17 protein-coding genes and 1 pseudogene are annotated in these 20813 nt (G+C 38.7%); 10 read left to right on the top strand and 8 right to left on the bottom strand.

All coding sequences use genetic code 11. From position 1 onward, the window contains the following. The first annotated feature begins 48 nt into the window (after positions 1–48). From ACZOVS_RS09955 to ACZOVS_RS09945, 3 genes are all read left to right on the top strand, one after another. Positions 49–1242, top strand: coding sequence for an aspartate aminotransferase family protein (locus ACZOVS_RS09955; protein WP_483997077.1), 1194 nt, complete (start codon positions 49–51; stop codon positions 1240–1242). A 28-nt stretch (positions 1243–1270) separates the two neighbouring features. Next, the gene (gene aat, locus ACZOVS_RS09950; protein WP_483997076.1) at positions 1271–1990 is read left to right on the top strand and encodes a leucyl/phenylalanyl-tRNA--protein transferase; all 720 of its coding nucleotides are present in this window, start codon (positions 1271–1273) and stop codon (positions 1988–1990) included. 196 nt (positions 1991–2186) lie between these two features. After that, positions 2187–2978: a ZIP family metal transporter gene (locus ACZOVS_RS09945; protein WP_483997075.1), complete on the top strand. Its 792-nt coding sequence runs from the start codon at positions 2187–2189 to the stop codon at positions 2976–2978. 129 nt (positions 2979–3107) lie between these two features. Here the strand turns inward: ACZOVS_RS09945 and ACZOVS_RS09940 are convergent, their stop codons facing one another. From ACZOVS_RS09940 to ACZOVS_RS09915, 6 genes and pseudogenes are all read right to left on the bottom strand, one after another. Continuing rightward, complete coding sequence (locus ACZOVS_RS09940) at positions 3108–4232, bottom strand: GNAT family N-acetyltransferase (protein WP_483997074.1); 1125 nt, start codon at positions 4230–4232, stop codon at positions 3108–3110. Between the two features lie 80 nt (positions 4233–4312). Then, positions 4313–4885, bottom strand: coding sequence for a GNAT family N-acetyltransferase (locus ACZOVS_RS09935; RefSeq protein ID WP_483997083.1), 573 nt, complete (start codon positions 4883–4885; stop codon positions 4313–4315). 21 nt (positions 4886–4906) lie between these two features. Beyond that, positions 4907–5359, bottom strand: a pseudogene (locus ACZOVS_RS09930) (GNAT family N-acetyltransferase); the annotation flags it as partial. Between the two features lie 36 nt (positions 5360–5395). Continuing rightward, complete coding sequence (locus tag ACZOVS_RS09925; protein WP_483997073.1) at positions 5396–5872, bottom strand: MGMT family protein; 477 nt, start codon at positions 5870–5872, stop codon at positions 5396–5398. Between the two features lie 4 nt (positions 5873–5876). Then, on the bottom strand, positions 5877–6401 hold the full coding sequence (locus tag ACZOVS_RS09920; protein WP_483997072.1) for a helix-hairpin-helix domain-containing protein: 525 nt from the start codon (positions 6399–6401) through the stop codon (positions 5877–5879). A 497-nt stretch (positions 6402–6898) separates the two neighbouring features. Then, entirely contained in the window at positions 6899–7732 is an 834-nt protein-coding gene (locus tag ACZOVS_RS09915; protein WP_483997071.1) for a flavodoxin, read from the bottom strand. Between the two features lie 341 nt (positions 7733–8073). On the opposite strand from ACZOVS_RS09915, the gene ACZOVS_RS09910 reads away from it, so the two are divergent. From ACZOVS_RS09910 to ACZOVS_RS09880, 7 genes are all read left to right on the top strand, one after another. Further along, complete coding sequence (locus ACZOVS_RS09910; RefSeq protein ID WP_483997070.1) at positions 8074–8622, top strand: RNA polymerase sigma factor; 549 nt, start codon at positions 8074–8076, stop codon at positions 8620–8622. Further along, a complete protein-coding gene (locus ACZOVS_RS09905; protein WP_483997069.1) occupies positions 8619–8999 on the top strand; it encodes a hypothetical protein in 381 nt (126 codons plus the stop codon). The genes ACZOVS_RS09910 and ACZOVS_RS09905 overlap by 4 nt, the downstream gene beginning before the upstream one ends. 4 nt (positions 9000–9003) lie before the next feature. Then, on the top strand, positions 9004–10083 hold the full coding sequence (locus ACZOVS_RS09900) for a hypothetical protein (RefSeq protein WP_483997068.1): 1080 nt from the start codon (positions 9004–9006) through the stop codon (positions 10081–10083). An 851-nt stretch (positions 10084–10934) separates the two neighbouring features. After that, the gene (locus ACZOVS_RS09895) at positions 10935–11585 is read left to right on the top strand and encodes a leucine-rich repeat domain-containing protein (protein ID WP_483997067.1); all 651 of its coding nucleotides are present in this window, start codon (positions 10935–10937) and stop codon (positions 11583–11585) included. Next, positions 11542–15318, top strand: coding sequence for a leucine-rich repeat protein (locus ACZOVS_RS09890; protein WP_483997066.1), 3777 nt, complete (start codon positions 11542–11544; stop codon positions 15316–15318). The genes ACZOVS_RS09895 and ACZOVS_RS09890 overlap by 44 nt, the downstream gene beginning before the upstream one ends. A 13-nt stretch (positions 15319–15331) precedes the next feature. After that, positions 15332–17995, top strand: a complete 2664-nt coding sequence (locus ACZOVS_RS09885; RefSeq protein ID WP_483997065.1) for a T9SS type A sorting domain-containing protein — start codon at positions 15332–15334, stop codon at positions 17993–17995. Between the two features lie 24 nt (positions 17996–18019). After that, a complete protein-coding gene (locus tag ACZOVS_RS09880; RefSeq protein WP_483997064.1) occupies positions 18020–18295 on the top strand; it encodes a hypothetical protein in 276 nt (91 codons plus the stop codon). A 385-nt stretch (positions 18296–18680) separates the two neighbouring features. Here ACZOVS_RS09880 and ACZOVS_RS09875 read toward each other — a convergent pair whose 3' ends face one another. Next, positions 18681–19262 carry an RloB family protein gene (locus tag ACZOVS_RS09875; protein ID WP_483997063.1) on the bottom strand — a complete coding sequence of 194 codons (582 nt, stop codon included), beginning with the start codon at positions 19260–19262 and terminating at the stop codon, positions 18681–18683. Between the two features lies 1 nt (position 19263). Further along, a complete protein-coding gene (locus ACZOVS_RS09870) occupies positions 19264–20547 on the bottom strand; it encodes an AAA family ATPase (protein WP_483997062.1) in 1284 nt (427 codons plus the stop codon). Between the last annotated feature and the right edge of the window lie 266 nt (positions 20548–20813).

Genomic DNA, 20813 nt, shown 5'->3' with positions numbered 1-20813 from the left:
GTTTTTTAGAAAAAATAATTTTATCTTTGTTGCAATTATTTATCATATATGATAACGGACAGACAGATTTTTCAGACTTTTTTGGGATTGCCGGCCATAGTTGAAGATCCCATGGAGATAGTGAAAGCAGAGGGAGTGTATATGTATGACAGAGACGGCAAAGATTATTTGGATTTAGTTTCAGGGGTTTCTGTCAGCAATGTAGGACACTGTCATCCCAAAGTTGTGGAAGCGATAAAGGCACAGGTGGATAATTACATGCATTTGATGGTTTATGGAGACATAGTACAAAGTCCGCAAGTCAGACTATCCAAATTGCTTGTTGACAATCTGCCGGAGACGTTAAACTCAGTATATTTTGTAAATTCAGGGTCAGAAGCCATAGAAGGAGCTTTAAAACTTGCCAAGAGAGCAACAGGAAGGACCACATTGGTACATTTCGACAACGCCTATCATGGGGGCACGGCAGGAGCATTGAGTATGATGGGAAGAGAGTATTACAGAAGTGCATTCAGACCGTTGTTACCATGTACAAAAGAACTACAATTCAACAACACAGAACAATTAGAGGAGATTAAGGAAGACACCTTTGCTGTTGTGATGGAACCTGTTCAGAGCGAGGCGGGAGTCATAATACCAAAAAAAGGTTTTCTCGAGGCAGTACGTCGCCGTTGTGACGAAGTAGGAGCTTTACTCATTTTTGATGAGATACAGATGGGCATGGGTCGTACAGGAAGCATCTTTGCTTTCCGCAAGTTAGGTGTCACTCCCGACATACTCTGTCTTGCAAAAGCATTGGGAGGCGGCATGCCGTTAGGCGCTTTCATTGCATCACGCAACTTGATGAATCTCTTGACATTCAATCCTGTATTAGGGCATATCACTACATTCGGCGGGCATCCTGTCTGTTGTGCTGCCGGATTGGCAGCATTACACGTCATCATAGACGATGACCTCGCCGCTAAAGCAGAAGCCAAAGGCCTTAAATTTCAAAAAGCCATAGAAGACCATAAAACAGTACGAGACATAAGACGTATAGGATTGTTCCTCGGTATCGACATAGACGAAAATATAGATACCGGCAAACTGCTGTCGCAATTCAGAGCCAATGGCTTGCTCGGTGACTTGTTCCTGTTCAGAGAACATGCTTTCAGAATAGCTCCGCCTTTGACAATAACAGACAATGAAATAGATATAGCAATAACGAGAGTTATTAAAACACTCGACTCCATGACTAAATAAATACTAACTAACAATAAATTACAAAGCCATGCCAATATATATGTTATCAGACGACATTTACGACTTTCCGAACGTAAATCAAGCCACACAAGACGGCATCATAGCAATTGGCGGTGATTTGTCGCCGGAACGACTTATCATAGCATACTCTTCCGGCATCTTCCCCTGGTATAATGAAGGAGAACCTATACTATGGTGGTCAATCGACCCACGCATGGTCATGAAACCAACAGAGATGAAAATCACCAAATCGTTATGGAAAACCATAGAATCAAACAAGTTTTCCTGCTCATTCGACACCAATTTCGAGAAAGTGATACGCCTTTGTGCAGAAGTAGAACGCCCTGAACAAGAAGGCACCTGGATCAACGAAGACATGATAGCAGCCTATTGCGACCTCCACGACCTCGGATTTGCCCATTCGGTAGAGACTTATTTGGACAACGAGCTTGTCGGCGGTCTTTATGGAGTAGCCATAGGTCGTATTTTTTGCGGAGAATCCATGTTCCACACCAAGACAGACGCCTCCAAGGTCGCATTCTTCAACCTGACTCAGTTTTTAAAGAGACATGATTTTGAACTTATTGATGCTCAACAAGACACAAATCATCTTCGCCGTCTTGGAGCATATACCATACCTCGCAAGGATTTTATCAAGACTTTGAAACGTCTGGTAAAATATCCTTCCTTAGTAGGTAACTGGGGTGATGGCAGTGCCAAACTAAAAGAAGTAATAATAGAAAAATAATATCAACACATATTATTTTAAATGCAATATCCCTCAACAAGATGTTGCAAATGAATGTCACACCCTGGAATTACCGCAATCATACATGTTTTTCAATCCAAAAAGCAAGACCGGCAAATGAAATCTTTTTTGTCAACCCCATAACGAAAATATTCACATATATACAATAATTGTTATTTTTGCAAAAAAACGAAATATGAGCAATACATTACTCGTCGCTATAGGATTCACTTTTATTTTTGTCATGACGACAGCAGGTTCTGCAGTAGTCTATCTTTTTAAGAATGATGTTTCACAAAAGGCACATTCTCTTTTGTTAGGTTTTGCCGGAGGCATCATGATAGCAGCATCAGTGTGGTCTTTGCTGATACCTTCAATCAGCATGTCGGAAACTGTTTACGGCAAGTGGTCATGGATTCCTGCTTCAATAGGATTTGTCGCAGGCGGCATTTTTCTATCTTTGCTGGACAAGGTGATACCACATTTTCACAGTGGCATAAATCAAGAAGAAGGACCACATGTCAATATAGCAAAATCCATCAAATTATTTCTTGCAGTGACCTTGCACAACATACCGGAAGGTCTTGCTGTAGGATTCGCCTTTGGAGGCGCCGCTGTCATGGGTGAGACATCAGCATTTGTTGCAGCATTAGGATTATCCATAGGTATAGGGATACAAAACTTCCCTGAAGGAGCCGCCATAGCCTTGCCTATGTTTAAAGTCACCAACAGCCGACGCAAGTCTTTTCTTTACGGCATGAGCAGCGGTGCCGTAGAACCGATATCCGCCATATTGGGATTTTTTCTATCTTCCCATTTAGCCTCATTACAGCCATGGTTTCTTGCTTTTTCTGCCGGTGCCATGATATTTGTCGTCGCCGAAGACCTCATTCCCGATGCCAACCTCAAAGACAACCCACATTCCGGTACATGGGGCGTCATGGCGGGATTCGTCCTCATGATGATTCTCGATGTGGCATTAGGATGATAAACTTAACAATGACGTTTATAGAATAAGAATGTCTTGTCTTTGCTTTATTTTGACAACAAAACGATAAAATAAAACCATAGAATTGAACGACAAAACCCCGTAAAATACAGATGTCGAGTTTGCCATTCACAGACGTTTACGCATCAGGAAGTTGGTAAGCAACAACCTGTTCGCTCTTTGTTTTTGTGCTTTCAGCACTTCATATCCTTTATGTTCAAAGAAAGGACGTGCCGTGATACTTACCTCCGACCTTATCTCTGAAACACCATATTCTGCAGCCATCTTTTCCACTTCTGAAAGCAACAATGACGCCACTCCTCTACCCTGCCGGTCTTTATGGACAAACAAAGAATGCAGATATCCGTCCTCATTCATGGAAGAAAATCCAATGATATTGCCAACTCCGTCAAGGGCAGCAATATAATGATTCGTCGCCAACAGCTCTCTCAAATGCCACTCGCTGTCACCGCATGACGCCCAGTCCTCAACTTCTTCTTGTGTGTAATGTCTGTTATTGACGTTAAGAACCGTGGAACGGAACAGCTCACGTATCTCCGGTATGTCATTTTCCGAAAGAGTTCGTATTTTATAAATCCTGTCCCCGTCTTGTCTTATCACTTCACCTGTCCATTCCATCAACATCTTACTATATGCTTCGAATGTCTCATCATCTTCATTGCCATCCATTATCTCAGCAGTTTTCAATATCTCCAATTCCACTGATGTCAGGATTCTCTCAAGACACCTCATCGACGACACATAACTTCCACTATCCAAATAATGTTTCATACGAACTGTGAAACGGGCAGTCTTGTAAAGATTTCTGAGGATATACCTGTCGCGGGAATGAAGAAAATTATGCAAACAAGCATGATAAAGAGCAGATGCTCCTGTCAATACAGCATGACGTACATCATGATTTGTAAACATATTCTTCAGACATTCCATAGAGCCCAATATCGTCTTGGTATCAAGATAAAGCTGCAGCAAATCTGACTTCTCCCATCGCAACAGTTCTTTTTTTCCGGCAACAAAACCGCAAATAAGTTCCCGGTATTCCATAGTATCCAACATATCACGATACGACTGAATATCCTTGAATGTAAGGTCGTCGATGATTACTACTACATCAATGTCGCTGTTAGCGGTCTGTTCTTCTCTACCGTAGCTGCCCTGTATGCCGAAAAGCACCAGTCGTTTTCCAAAAAGCGCGATAAGTTTTCCCTTAAACTCTTCGAGCCACTTTTCCATATCCGGAAGTTTTTTACCCTCAACATCATCTAACATCATACAATTCTCCAAATTAAATCACTGTCAAACAAATTTATACATCATTTATCGTTTTTTTCGAACTCATCTTTCGTAAGCAACATAAAATGTTCTGTTCTCACGTCACCCATCGGAGATGTTTTATTCTCCTCTGTATGATGAAATCTGAATCCGCATTTCTCCATGACGCGCCGAGACCTCGAATTACCGTCATAATATCCGCACCACACTCTATTTATCTTCAGTTTTTCGAAACAATGTCTCAGCAGACAGTTCACAGCTTCAGGGATGAGACCTTTACCCCAGTAAGGGACTCCTATCCAATAACCTATCTCCGCATCTCCCTCTATCATTTCCGCACTATGTATGCCATTACCGAACATAACGCCAACACTTCCGACAGGTTCACTATTCTCTTTCAACACCACTGCATACGTTTCAGGTGCGGACAAAATGTCGCGAATGACATTTCTGCTATCCTCTACCGAGAGATGCGGATGCCAACCCGCTACAGGTCCCACTGCCGGATCTTTGGCATATTTAAAAAGAATTTCAGCATCGTCATCATGCCACGGACGAAGTATCAATCTCGCTGTTTCTAAAAAAACGTCTTTTATTTCAAGTTCTTTCACCATTACATATTCCTCCTCTGTTTCTTTTACAATCTCGAATCCCATTTTAAGATACATCAGGACCGCATAATTGGCTTTCTGAACCGAGAGAGAGACCCTCCCATAACCTTTTTCACCAAGAAGTTCAAGTATCTTTGTCATCAAACGTGTTCCAATACCTCTGTTTCTGTATTCCTTATACAATGATATGGCAAGTGAAGGCGTCACATCGTCAATATTGCCATAATCTTTCATTATCCTTGTCCATACCGCACCGACTATTTTACCGTCACATTCCGTAACAATACACAAGTCATCTTTTTTCTTGCCGAAATCTTCAATATAGACCTTCAATTCAGGCAAGTCGAGCACGTTTTCCGGAGGAGCCGTCTCACCTTCCGGAATAAAAACAGCCTCATAAAGAAAGTCTCTCAACAAAGGAGTTTCTTCTTCATACAAATGGCGTATTATACAACCTTCCTCATCATTTACCTTCATATCATTATCATCAACAAATCATTATATTTTACAAAATTATAAAGAAAGAATCACTTTTTCATAATCTTTCACAAAATATCTGACATTCTTTTTACCTTTTTGAATTATCACATGTCCTTCAGCCTCCAATTTCTCTTTTTGGCATTCCACTCCTCCCGGATATTTCGGATTCAATTCCCCGGCAGTTTTCAAGGTACGCCAATAAGGAATTTTATTCGTCTCACGTTGAGAACTCGCCCATGCAGCAATGATGATAAAAATGCCTGCTGTAGTAGGCTCCGTAAAATCAGCATTATTTTTTCTTGCAATATATTCCCGAATTTTGTCCGTCGTGATTATCTTTCCATAAGGTACAGTTCTCATTATCTCATCATATACTATAGGCGGAGCAAAATACATCTTATCGCCTCCATATTTTCTTATAACTTCCAAATCTGTGACAATCTGCATTTTAGGCATATCCTTGTTGTTGTTCAGCATTGCATTGAAATCTTTCATATCCTCATTTGCCATACTTCTATTTTTTATTTAGATTATCCATCATTTTCTTCATATTGTTTTCGTTTTCTTTATCAGAAATCGAAGGGTCTTTCATGAAACGCCCGCATGGCAGTTCCGGGCATCCTTTACAGTTCCTTTTCATTTTGTTCTCACAACACTTGTAAATCGGACAGACATCGTTGCCTGTATAACTAAGCCAAAACACCTTACCATGTATTGAGCGACAGCCGCGACACAGTATCGGAAATCTGTTGCACTCCACGCATATCGTCCCGCAAGGAGAAGGCTCGACAAAGTCATCTTTCCAATACCACCATTTACATTTCTCCGGTTCAGGATTTTCTGTATTCACGAAATACTCCACTGCGCGGTACAGATACAGCTGACACCGGTCGATAACACAACCGCGCAGACGACATTCCTCTTCATATAATTCTTCTGCTTTTTTCCCTCTCAACGACGCCATTGTGGTATAGCCCATTGCCACAAGCGCTTGTTCTGTCTGCTTTCCTACATTCGGAATCTTTCTAAGTTCAGTCATAATTTTTTATTTTGTTCGAAACGACATTCCATCATACCACCTTCATTATCTTCATATATTTATAAAATGCAACAATGTCGAAATTATTATAATTATATTTTTTATTGTCCGAAAAAAATAAAATTTATTTATAATATCTTGAAAATCGAAATCATACGACTGTAATTCATCTAAAAAAACAATATATGGCTTAATTTCGACAATCGATTTATATTATCCGATGGATTCCAAAAAAAATTTACACGCAAAGATGCCATAATATGCCGTCATTACAATGCGTTGAAAAAATAACACTTGTCCTTAAATAATAATCTCACATACCGATATTCCATATAACGATTTATTATCGGATGACAATGAAATTCATTAATACCGAACATCATACATCTGTTATGAGACATCAGCCATATTAAAAAAGGTGAGTCAAATCGCACAATCTGACCCACCCGATAATCTTGCCGAAAAGGCAAACAATTATGATGCCGGCAAATGCCGTGTTATCTGACCACTTCCGTAAACTCCGGCACAGCACCCTGTTCCTTGCCTACTGTGACAAAGATAACAGCTTCTACATCGTTACCCTCGCTATTCTTGCTCTTCGCCGTGAAACGGTAGTCTGTTCCTTCCGGAGTAGTACGTTTGCCCACCGACACCGGTGTGCCCAAAGGATATTTATATCCGCTGCAGGCTGCATTGAATATCTCTATTTCTTCTTGATTGACAGGCTGTTGAGGTGAATATTCCGGTAATTTCTCCACTTCTCCATCCAAATAGCCATATTCCTTCAAGAAACGTTGCACTTCGACAGGGGCCTTGTCGATACGTGCAGTACGCACGCCATAACCCCGGCATATCTCTGCTTCAGGAAGTGCCGTTTTCAGGTTATTCATGCTGGAAACAAGTCCTCCGCTGCCAAAAGTACAGAACGGTACAATCTTCTTGCCGGCGAAATCCACTTCATCGACCAAAGTGGCTATAGGCATGGCGTATGTGCCGAACCAGATAGGATAACCGAGAAATATCACATCGTATTTTGTGAAATCCACCTTCATCTCTTTGAGTTTTGGCAACAACCCTTCTTCCATCTCCTTCCTGCTACGTTCTATAGTCTCTTCATACGTACCGCTGTATGGCTGTTCTACTTCAATTCTGAAAATATCGGCATCAAGCAATTTCGCTATCTCTTGAGCCACCTTTTGTGTAACTCCGGTCTGTGAATAATAAATCACTAAACATTTCATTGATTTTGCGTCACCATCGGCCTCGCTTTTATTTGGCGAACCGCAACCTACCAATGCCAGAATGGCTGCAAACAATGTCATTTTTTTCATCTTCATAACTTTTTAATGTCTTAATATATTTTATTTCAAAAAATTCATCTCACCTTTTAAGTAAACGTTAAAATCATATAAAAATTATAATTTTTTCTTAAAAATGTTCGCATTACTCATTATGCTGCCATTTATTTTTCATGAAAATTCATCAGAATAAACATACAGCAGCATATTAAAGAACGTTTGCATGAGAAACAACAATTTTTGACACATAAGATTCCTTCATCATTTTAAATAAAAACAAACAAGTTGAATGATTACATTATTTTTTGACAAATTATTTCGTTTTTTTATTTTACTTTTGAAAATATCATTCGTCAAAAGGCAAAAGACAGTAGATGAAAGACTATAACTCAACCATAGAAAGATGTAAAAAGGGCGACAAAGATGCTTTCAGGACAATTGTCATGGATTTTCAGCAGATGATATTCCGTCTTGCAATAAAAATTATATGCGACGAGGCTGAAGCAGAGGACATTGTACAGGAGACTTTCATCAATGCCTGGCTTTCTATTAAATCTTTCAACAACAAGAGTTCTTTGAAAACATGGCTCTACCGCATAACTTGCAACAAATGCTATGACAGATTGAGACAGATGAAAAACAAGGAGACAATGACTGACTCCATAGAAAACATGGAAAATATTCAATATGACAACGACATGGAAAATGATATCTCAAACAAAGAATTATGCAGACTTATATCCTTATATACCAAAGATATGCCTCCAATGCAGAAACTCGTGTTAACCTTGAAAGACATGGAGGACCTGCCGTCAGACGAGATATGCAAAATAACGGGAATAACATCATTGCAACTGAAAAGCAACCTCTATTTTGCACGCAAATTCATACGTAATAAATTTCAAAAGGAAAAACCATTATGAACAACAGCGGATATGACAAATGGCTCAGTAAGGTAAAAATGGCAAAACCTGAGTTTAAAGATGAAAAAGCCATGACAGACACCATAATGAAATCCATAGAAAACAAAGTTCAATATTGCCATAGGAAAGAATACGGTTTTTATGTCAAACTTGTGTCCGGCATTGCTGCTTGCCTTGTGTCCCTCATGATGATAACAGAGATGAACAGACAAAACATTAAAGACGATTATGCCATAACGGGACAGTCTGAAAAAACTTCTATCAAACTGAAATGTAAAAACGACAATATATTTGAGATGTACAGATGCTTTTTAAATGAAAACAATATAGGCATTCCGGATAATATTGTAAAATTCAAAGAAAAATACAAAAAATAAAGCCATGAAAAATAAAATAATAGTATTTGCAGCAGTATCCATGCTGTTGTTTGCATCGTGCGACACATATTATCAGGTAAACAGTGTGATAAACAAAGACGGCAGCATGTATCGCGAAACATTTGCCAATGCTGATTCCTCAAAGATATCACAAAAACAATGGAACAAAATCTTCGTTTTTGATACCGAAGAATGGAATATTGGCAAAACAGACTCTGTAATAAAGTACCGCAGCGACATAGAAGAAGATTATTTGTTCAACGTTGTGGCATCGCGAACTTTCGACAATATCGACGGTGTGCTGTTCAAGGTCGGCGATTCTGTACAAGGAATAAGAAACATCTTTGCTCCCGAAGAAAAGGTTAAAAGAAAGTTCTGTTGGTTTTACACCTGTTATTACTACAGTGCCATATTCAATAAAATGGACATCGAACTGCCTGTCGATATAAACAAATACCTGACGCCTGAAGAACAACATTTATGGTTCGATGAAACCCGTGATATCTGCAATGGTACAAACGGCATTGAAACATATATGATGCTCTCGGAAATACAAAACAAATTCGACAAATGGATAAACCATTGTCAGTTCTCAATAAGCCTCAACATAATCAAGCATTTAGACTCGATAAAATATGGTGGAAGTTTTCAACAGTCACTTGCCGGTAAAGACGATTTGCTTTTCAATGAAACATGCAACCTGTCGGAAGACAAAAACGACTATTCTGTAAATGCAGTGTGCGAGAGTCTTGACAAATATTTCGACACAACATATTTTTCAATACTTTATTCTGAAAACATGGATTATGCAAACGTTGCAGAAAACGAAAAATCACGCATATTTGATGTCGCCACTTACCATCAAAAATATATTCTGACAATGCCGGGAAAGATATACAAATGCAATATGGAGCAATATGGCAACGATAACGTCGAATGGGATGTCGATGCTTACAGACTGATGAACAATGACATCGTAATAACAGTGAAGTCCAAAACCATTAACTATTGGGCTTTTGCCGTCACCATTATAATTTTGATTTTACCTGTCGTTTTGTTTAAACGGAAAAATACCGTACGGTAAATAAATCAATATAAAAAACATTATTACTCGATTACTGAATATCAGCAGTCGAGTTTTTTTCTACAAAATAATAGAACAGGAAAAATTCTCAATAATATCATGAACAGAATTTCATTCATTTTTAGAAATTGGAGGAAAAGATATCACAAAAAACAACCGTTTTAAGTTGATATATATTCAATAAGATGTATTTTTTGCTATAAAACTTTTTAGAAGAGATAATTTTCAATTAATTGGATATAAGCGGAAGAAACTCTAAAAATTGTTATTATAATAAGGGCAAAATAAAAAGCATGACAATAAAATACTGTTTGCACATCTTTTTTCTGATTTAATATTGCAGTCTAACCCTCTCATCGGATATTTGGAACGTATCCTTATTCTGACTTTCATACTTACGAAAAATATTGAGGGTGTCGGTTTTTTATTAGCTGCCAAATCAATATTCAGATTTGGAGAATTAAATAAAGCAAAAGACATTAATACAACTGAATATGTACTTATAGGTACTTTTTCTAGTTTTACTATTGCTATTTTAGTGGGAGTTATCACAACAAAATTGATGCAACTATGATAAACATGAATGAATTTGCGAGAATTGTGTATTAAAGCTTGTAATAAGGATGTAATCTCCATTAATATTCTGAACGACAAAAAAATAAAGATTATCGATGCCAACATTGAAAAATATAAGATAAGACATGTAACTCCGTCCTTGTTTTTTATTTTTAACAAAAAACATGAAAAAAATTAAAAAATATTATTGTTTTTTGAAAATGTTTCATATATTTGTGGCGCATATAAACTTTATATAGAGAATAAAACTTTTCAGTAATTAAAATTCAAAAATCATGAGAAAGTTATGTACTTTACTTGTAGTGCTTTTTGCAATTGTCATAAATGCAAGAGCCTACGATTTCTTCGCCTATAACAGCGACGGAGTCAAAATCTATTACGAACAGCCCGATTATTATGTGGCTGAACTTAAAGTCACCTTCGGTGATGATGCCTATAGCGGACATGTTGAAATACCCGCTACCGTAAACGTAAACGGACAGATATTTACCGTTATCGGAATTGGAGTTGAATCGTTTTCCGATGATTTTCAATTAACCTCGGTTAGCATTCCCAATACCGTTAGGACCATCGAGAGAAATGCGTTTTTTAATTGTAGAAATCTTACCTCCATCACCTTACCCGAAAGTATCGAAAGCATAGGCAATTACGCTTTTGTAGCATGTAAAAATTTTACCACTTTCGAGTTTCCGCCCTTGGTGACAAATATCAGCGAGGGTGTTCTGCAAGATTGTTCCGCCTTAACCACTATCTCCATTGGAAGCAATATATGTGCAACAGGCAATGAAGCTTTTGTCGGCTGCGACAGTTTGGATAATTTCGTCTTGACCGGAGCGAACGATTATTTGGAAGTCTCCCAAGATGGTAATCTTTTGATTATCAATGCGGGGGGGTACAAAAGAACTGACAGCCTTTGCTCCCTATAATGTCACAAGCCTGGATATACCGGAAGGCATTACCAAAATAGGAAACGGTGCGTTTAAATATACAACCAGTCTGAAATCCGTTTCAATACCCAACAGCGTGACAAGCATAGGCGACAATGCTTTTGGATCTTCCGGAATAACATCAGTACATCTTCCCAACTCAGTAACCCACATAGGAGAGAGAGCATTTTATGCCAGTCAACTGTCTGCAACACTTACCATTCCGACAACAGTAACAGAAATAGGTAAGGAGGCTTTTGGCTCTTGCACAAAACTGAGCAAAGTGTTATATAATGCCATCAGTGCAGAAAATTACGGATCATCTTCGGGCATTTTTGGCTATTCATCTGTAAATACCTTAATAATAGGCAATGAGGTAGAGAAAATACCTGCCTCAGCATTTAGATCTACTAATAAGATAGAAACAATAACCATACCGGAATCTGTTACTTATATTGGAAATAATGCATTTCAAAGTTGTATTTTACTGACAGAAGTAAACTACAATGCCACAAATGTTTTGTATTGTGGTTATTCAGCTTTTAATGGATGTAATAAATTAACAACTTTCAACATCGGGAACAACGTACAAACATTACCTGGTAATATTTGTGCTTATACTAAAATAACATCCATTAATATACCCAACTCGGTTACAAGTATTGGTTCATGGGCATTTAATCAATGCAAAGAACTAACATCTGTTATAATACCCAATTCGGTTACAAGTATTGGTTCATGGGCATTTAATCAATGCACCAATCTCATTTCAATAACCTTGCCCAATTCAATAGAAACTATTGAGAATTATACTTTTCAAGAATCCGGTTTGACATCCATAATAATACCGGAGTCTGTTACAAGTATAGGTGCTTGTGCATTTGATCAATGCACCAATCTCACTCATGTCACCATGGGTAATTCGGTTACAAGTATAGGTTCATCCGCATTTAGCGGTTGCACCAATCTCATTCATGTCACCATGGGTAATTCGGTTACAAGTATAGATTATGATGCTTTTTATAATTGCACCGATCTTTCAGTAATGTACTGTTATGCAACAACACCGCCAGGTTTATATAGCAATTCTTTTACCAATGTAACAACATCCGATGTAAATCTCAGGGTTCCGGCTTTGGCAACAAGTGCATATCAGGCAGCAGATATATGGAAAGACTTCAACATATCAGCAATAGAAGATGTGATATACACCATTCAGGTAGCATCCAACAACACGGATTATGGTGTTGCAGCCATCAGCGGAGACGGCAACTTTGCCTCAGGCGAGACAGCAACCGCAACAGCCACGCCCAACACAGGCTATGCCTTTGTCAATTGGACGGAAAACGGTGAAGTGGTATCCACCTCGGCAGAATACGGTTTTATAGTCACAGCAAACCGTCAGTTGGTAGCCAACTTCGAACACGAGTATCAAATCACTGCAGAAGTCGCTCCTGAGGATGCAGGTGTCGTAAGCGGGCAAGGTGCATATATTCATGGCAATACGGTTATATTGACAGCAAATCCCAACGAAGGTTATTTCTTTGTCAACTTCACGGAAAACGGCACTGAAGTATCCAATTCGGCACGTTATGAGTTCACCGCAACAGAGCCACGCAGCTTGGTAGCCAATTTCGACATTTACAGATATGACATCAATGTCGCTGCCTCGCCGGCAGAATACGGCATTGTGACAGGTTCAGGGACATACGATTACGGAGCATTGGTATCATTGACAGCAGATGCCAACGAAGGCTACTCCTTCACCAACTGGACTGAAAACGGTGATGTGGTATCGACAGACGAGACATATTCATTCAGAGCCTATAATCCGCGCAATTTGGTTGCCAACTTCGTGGTGGGATACACCATAGATCTGACATGTCCGGAGGGCGGCACCGTGACGGGTGGCGGCATCTATGCTGAAGGCACCAACCTAACGGTAAGCGCTGCCGCATTTGAAGGCTATACCTTCCGAAACTGGACAGAAAACGGTGAAGTGGTATCGACAGACGCTGAATACAACTTCACGGTAAATTCCGACAGAGACCTCGTCGCAAATATCACTCTCAACGAGTATAACATCTCGGCATCGGCGAGTCCTGTGGAAGGAGGCTCGGTAGCAGGCGCCGGCGTGTTCCACCACGGCGACAACGTGATGCTGTCAACAATATGCAACACCGGTTATTCTTTCGCCGGCTGGTATGAAAACGATGTGTTGGTAACAGAATCCGGAATATATACTTTCACAGCAGTGGAAAACAGAAACCTGGTCGCTAAATTCCCTATAAACCAATATGTTATCACTGTCAACAATGATATAGACTACGGAACCATATCCACATCGCATTCCGGTCCGACAAACTATGGGACAGAAGTTGTGATAACAGCCATACCCGACGAAGGTTATCAACTTGCCGGCCTCAGTGTTTATAAAACAGGAGACCCCGCAACTACTGTCACTGTGATGGACAACAGATTCATTTTACCCGACTATGATGTCACTGTGACAGCCACCTTTGAAGTGTTTTACGATGAAGACAATCATCTCACATTATATGCGCCCGAAGTACTCATTTCACAACCCGTGCCCGTAGAAATCGGCATGGAAAACGAAGCCACGGATTTAACAGCCGTACAGTTCGACATTATAATACCAAATGCCGGTCCGGAATGGCAGTTGGGCTTGGATGACTTGTATCTAAGCAACAGATTTGCGGCAAGTCATGTAGGCTATATCAGCAAGATCGAACAGGACAGATGGAGAGTGATTATTTATTCAACACAGAACGACATCATAGAAGACAATACCGGAACCATCATGACCCTGACGATACCGAGAGGATATATGGCGACAGGGACATACATGGTTTCTATAGAAAATGTAGTGTTAGGCGACATTCACAGCGTCAACCGTCATACCGGTCCTCTTCCGACACTCACCATCACTCTTTACGGTTATACACTTGGAGATGCCAACGGTAGCGGTGTGGTAAATATCTCAGACGTGACACAGACCAGCAGTTATATTCTCGGCTTAAATCCGGCCCCATTCTATTTTGCAGCTGCCGATGTCAACACAGACAGAATGATAGATGTTTTGGATGTTATAGGAATAACATCAATAATCCTGGGTACCAACAGAAACAATTACGATTGTCCCGAACAATATGCTTACTATTATGTAGCAAATGGAATCTTATATATTGAAACTCCGGTCGATATTGCAGGATTACAGTTCGACTACAGCAACATGTACGCCGATATCAGCATTATCGGAAATCTCCCGGGATTCGAATATGCCTACGATAATGGCAGATTCATAATCTACAGCACTAACGGCAACACTATAAAAGCAGGCAAACACGCCCTGTTGAGAGTCGGTGACAACACCTTGTCCGACATGATAATTGGCAATGCCAACGGTTGCAGAGTGAATGCAGTAGAAGAAATGCTCTCTGTAGAAGACATTATATGTGACAACATAGGCACTCCTTATCCTAATCCATTCCATAACACAATCACAATACCTTTGAATATTGACAATAATGCAAAAGAGGCAAGACTCGTTGTCACCAATATCATGGGACAAACTGTTGATGTCATCGATATCGATAACATCGACGGAAACTATGTTTACACTGCATCTTCGGATATGGAAGCCGGGATCTATCAACTTACATTAAAAGTTGACGGATACAATATTAAGACAGTCAAGATTGTAAAATATTGATAAGTTTCAAGATATGATAAAAAGATTTCTCATGGTTGCCATACTATTCGGTATGGCAACCATAATATCGGCACAAAATATAGTAAGAGTCTCAAATGTAACAACATCGCCGGGCAGAGCTGTCAATGTCACAATAGACATAGACAATCCAAACGACATGATTACTGCATTGCAATTCAACATAACACTGCCGCGTGAACTGGAATTTGTCGAAGGCTCTTGTTATTTGTCAAGACATACCGACCATATATTATCTACTAATGTCTATGAGGATGAGAATATACGAGAATTAAGAATTATTGTATATTCACAGTCATTATCCTACATCACAGGAACGAGTGGTACCGTCATCACCTTTCAACTTACAGGAACCGAGTTGGGAAGATATCCCTTAGAGCGTAGAACTTCAATATTGGGAGGACTCGATGAAAATAACAATGCCATAGAGTTGGATCATACATTCATCCCCGGAAGTGTCACCATATCCAACACGCCGCAGATCAATTGCGGGGATGCCATAACAATGAAGCCGAGTTGGATAAATGCAAATGCCACAGAGATATTCCCCATAAAAAACGTTGGAGCTGCCGACTTGACAATAAACGGCATCACATTCTCCGATGCGGGGTTTTCTGCATCTGATGTCCCATCAACGATTCCTGCCGGGGAAACAGCTTATATCAAGGTTATTTACAATGGTAATGCTGCCGGAGAATACAACGGCACAATGACAATATCGAGCAACGACCCTAACGGAGTCAAAGAAGTTTCCATCAGAGGAAACATATATGAAAATGGTGTGGAAATAGATGTTCCATCGCTGAATTACGGCACGGAAGATGTGGTCTGGAGTATAAATCTCAATAATGTGGATCCCGTTGAAGGAATCGTAATGTCTTCTATAACATTTACATATCCAAGTTCATATACCATAAGCAATGATGACATCATATTAGGGAATAGAATCACATCACAATTTACACAACCGACTTTGAATGATAACTCATGCACAATTATATTTCTCGGAACTATTTCCGGAAATGAAGGTGCTGTTTTGAATATTAACATGCATCCAAACGGCAATTCAAAATCTCAAAGTCTTGAATTAAACATTAATTCAGCTACATTTGGTCAAATAACGATTAACCAAAGCACTGCAACCGCCACCTTTACGACGCACACCTGCGAATCCCATTGGACCATTCCTTCAGGAGAATACGGGGAACCCGGCACTTTCACAGAATGTATTGATGCAATAAATCACGTTGTCAGAGGCGGTAATGTCTTCCTTAACGATAACATCGTCATAAGCGGAAATATCACAATAGACAGCGACGTAAACATAGACTACGGCAATGCCAATGAGCTATATTCCATTACCATAAATCATGGCGTCTCGCTTATCAATTACAACGACATGACGGCAAGTTACATCCTGCATATAGACAATTCGCATTTTACCGACGCCAAAGGTGAAAGATGGGATGCAGATTGGCACGATATCTCATCTCCCGTTGCAAACCATCCAATAGAAGACTTCACTACAGGCAATTACGATTTCTATCGTTACGATGAACCGTCAGCAGTGTGGCAATATCATGCAGGAGAATCAGGACCATTTGCCACCATGGAACCAGGTCGCGGTTATTTAGTGGCTTTCGATACAGAACGTGACATGACATTCAACGGCATGATGCAACATGGCAATGTGTCGATACCAATAACACGTGAGAACACAGGCAGCCTCGCAGGCTTCAATCTGCTCGGTAATCCTTACCCGAGTTACTTGGATTGGGAATCGGTATATCATGCTTCAACAAACGTTTCTCCTACGATATATGTATGGGATGAAGACAAGTCACAATATGCCACCTACGACGCCAATCTACAGATGGGTACATTCGACAAGACTCAATATCTTGCTCCCGGACAAGGATTTTTTGTGAAATGCAACAATGCTTCAGGTGGCAATGTGGTGTTTGACGATAACGCTCGTTGTCATAAATCAAGTACCGAAGTGCCTTTCAGAGGAGAAAACATCATAATGAAAATCAACGTGGAGGGCGCTGTATCGGGAATTGACGAGCTTATCATGAAATTGAATTGTCCCGAAACAGCAGGCGCCTTGAAAATGACAAGCATGTCGGAAAATGCTCCTTATCTCAGCTATGAATATGAAAACGAAGATTATGTGATGATTTGTCTTGGTGAAGAACTTTCCAAAGATTCACTGCCGTTTAAATTCAAAGCAGGACAAAACGACGATTTTATCATGACTTTTGACATACAAAATTTTGAAGGTGATTTCCTGGAACTCGAAGATTTGCTCACAGGCGAAAAAGTTGACCTGCTTTCACAAAATCACTACAACTTCGCCGGCGCTCCAAATGACGTTGCACAACGTTTCAGAATCAACTTCAAAGAGGCTCTCGGAGTGGAAGGTATTAATGAAAGAGAATTGTTCGTGTATTCCAATGGCGACATGGTGTCAATATACGGCATTCAAGGCAGATCTCAAATTCGTATTTATGATGTCAGAGGAATACTCTTGTCAGAAAAGACATCAGGCGAGAACAATGTAGAACTTAACATCTCGAACTATAAATCAGGGCTGTACATTATCCAAGTGTCTGATGAAACCGGAGTATTCACAAAAAAAATCATTGTAGGTAAATAAAGTTTCATGCATAAAACCATTCAAATGAAAAAGATAATAATTTTAATTATAATGATGACACTCGCAGGTTCAGGTGTCATGGCACAGAATCTTTTTGAGAGTTACAAATTGTTCCAATCCTTTGAGTTTTACAATGACCTTGAAGACGCAGGTTCAGAAAGCACCCCGTCCAATCCCAACGGACACGGCAGCGGTAGCGACCAACCGGGAGGAAATGGAGCACCACTCGGTAGCGGAGGCTTGATATTAGCCGGATTCGGTGCAGCATATCTAATAATAAAAAAGAAGAAAAAAGAGTGATGAAACTGTTAAAAGCCGTTTGATGTAAAAATCGAACGGCTTTTTTAAAAAAACAGATTATGCAGCATGACAATGCTGCAAAAAGATTGTTTGTCTCCGTCTGTATTTATTTCTTTTCATCTTTGGTGTCCATGAAAAATAAAATGTTTTTAGTAATTTTCATTTTAAAATATTTAACCTCCATAATTTTGAGGTTTTGAGGTTGAGAGAAAGAATGAGAGTAAAAGAATGTACTTTGACATTTCAACAACCTCTTTCTCAAGATTCATATAAGTTTGCCAGAAAATATCTAATTTTTTCATTATCTAATAATTAACACTATCTTAGAAATAAATATATACAACACTATCTCTTTGTTAATCATATAGTCCTTCCAATTTCTCCATTAATCTTCCAAGTTCAGAGTAAGTGTAAATCCTGCCATTCGCTTTTTTTCTTTCATGGATTGATTGGCATTTTCTATAGCATTAGAGAGACATCCACCGTTTCGTTCAAAATAACCATGCAGCCCTTTGCTTTTAATGAAGAAGTCAATGGATTTCTGATATTCAACATACTTGTTCAAATCCTTGATCAACGCTTCCTGTTTCCGGTATGAACGAGATGTATAGTGAAAATAATAAAGAAAAAACAATTCCGTACAGCGGTGGGTTTCGAAAAACTCAACGTTACAGTGTATGCCTTTTTTCGGTTTACTAATAGGTTTTGCATACTTAGTTTTTAATTTTAAATACTGCGTACGCTCCGGGTCATTCTCTTTTGTATCCATATCTATGATACAAAAGATATAACTATACCCCATTTTTATACCTTCTTCAATTTTTGCTTCAATTTCCTTAATATTTGTATGTTTGGGATAATCTGGTTTTATTGTCAGATTATTATATACATCGCACAAAGACTTGAAGTAGAAGAATTCTGTAGGTCCCTCTCCTAAAATAAGAGCCGTTTGACGTAATTTACCCATATCAATCCTCCAGATTTATGAAGATACTACCTAATTCAGGTTTTGCACCCAATCGTCCAATTCGATAAGAATTATAAAGAGATAAATTTTTATGTAGTCCAAAAGAGTCTCCACGAGAATATTCTGATGAAGCAGTATCTTTATTCTTCTCAACAAACCATACCACACCTCTATTCTCATTAATCAAATCCTGAGAAAGCAGGGTTGTTTCCTGACTAGTAATAATAAGCTGTGATTTCCCTGAGTTGAAAATAAAAACATTGAGATAATAGAATAATAAGTCATTATGCAAATCTTCTCCTAATTCGTCAAGAAAATACACATGTGGGTTAGTTATCATATTATATAAAGTATCCAAAATACGTATGTACTTCAAGGTTCCCTTTGATTGCCATTTAAGAGGAATCTCAAAATTTCTTGCCGTAGAATGATTTAAAAATGCTATAGAGTCAATCGTAGGTCTAAGCAGGACATCTTTTATCTTTTCGGATAAGTCCTCATTTTGAATACGTTTGCTAAATTCTATAGGTATATTACGATCTTCTACAATAGGTCTATATGCTAATATATTCAAATCTGCTTTTTGTAACATTATATTATAAAATTTATATTTTTGTGGGGAATTATATGCTTCATTTAGGATTTCAGCAATACCCTTCTCTTCATCATTACCATCAATTTCATGATAGTTATCCATAATCCAACTGTGCAGTTCTTTGAAAGGAGCTATATCTTCTTTTAACGCAGTCTTTCTGCATACAGACAATACACTGTGATTATTCAAAGTATTTTCGCGAATACTATCTTGCGTTTTCTGCTGAAGCTCCAATTTTTGTCCAAACTTGATATTGGCTTGAACATTTTCTCCAACAAAAGTACGCTCATAAAATAACACTTTAGATTTATTAGGATAATAATGCAAAACTTCACTTAAAATATATTTATTATTGAATTTTACATCATAATCATATCTAATACCATTAGCATAGAAAGACACATGCATTTCTATCGGTTCATCTTTTGTTAAGACGAAAGGAATACTACCACGAATTTCATTAGCTGCATCCGATTTAGGTTGTACTAATATGCTAAATACCTCGTTTAAGGCAATCAACATATTTGATTTACCTGAAGCATTTGAGCCATACAGAATTCCCAATTTATATAAAAATACACCTTCAGAAACCTCTGCCACCAATTCCGATGCGGGTCCTTTTGCTAAAAAACTTAATCCCTGCTTGTCTCGAATAGATAGATAATTCTTCACCCAAAAATCTCGTATCATAAAAAAACACTATTTTAGTTAAAAATTGTAATAACGCTACAAAAATAAAAATTATTATCGTAATTCAAAGATAAATTATTTAAAAATTTGTAATTTTTCTACGTAATTAACTATTATAAAAGCAATATCAAATTGGAAGATACTGTCCCCAAAGTGTGTACAACTGATACTGTCCCAAAAAGTGTGTAAAATTCAAAGTTTAATATTTTTGTAGTAGATAAATTTAAAAAAAAACAAAACATGAATTTTACACAGGAGCAAAGATA

The sequence above is a fragment of the Candidatus Limimorpha avicola genome (genome assembly GCF_056978975.1).
The sequence above is the reverse complement of the archived record's forward strand: the minus strand, read 5'-3'. Positions and strand labels throughout refer to the sequence as shown.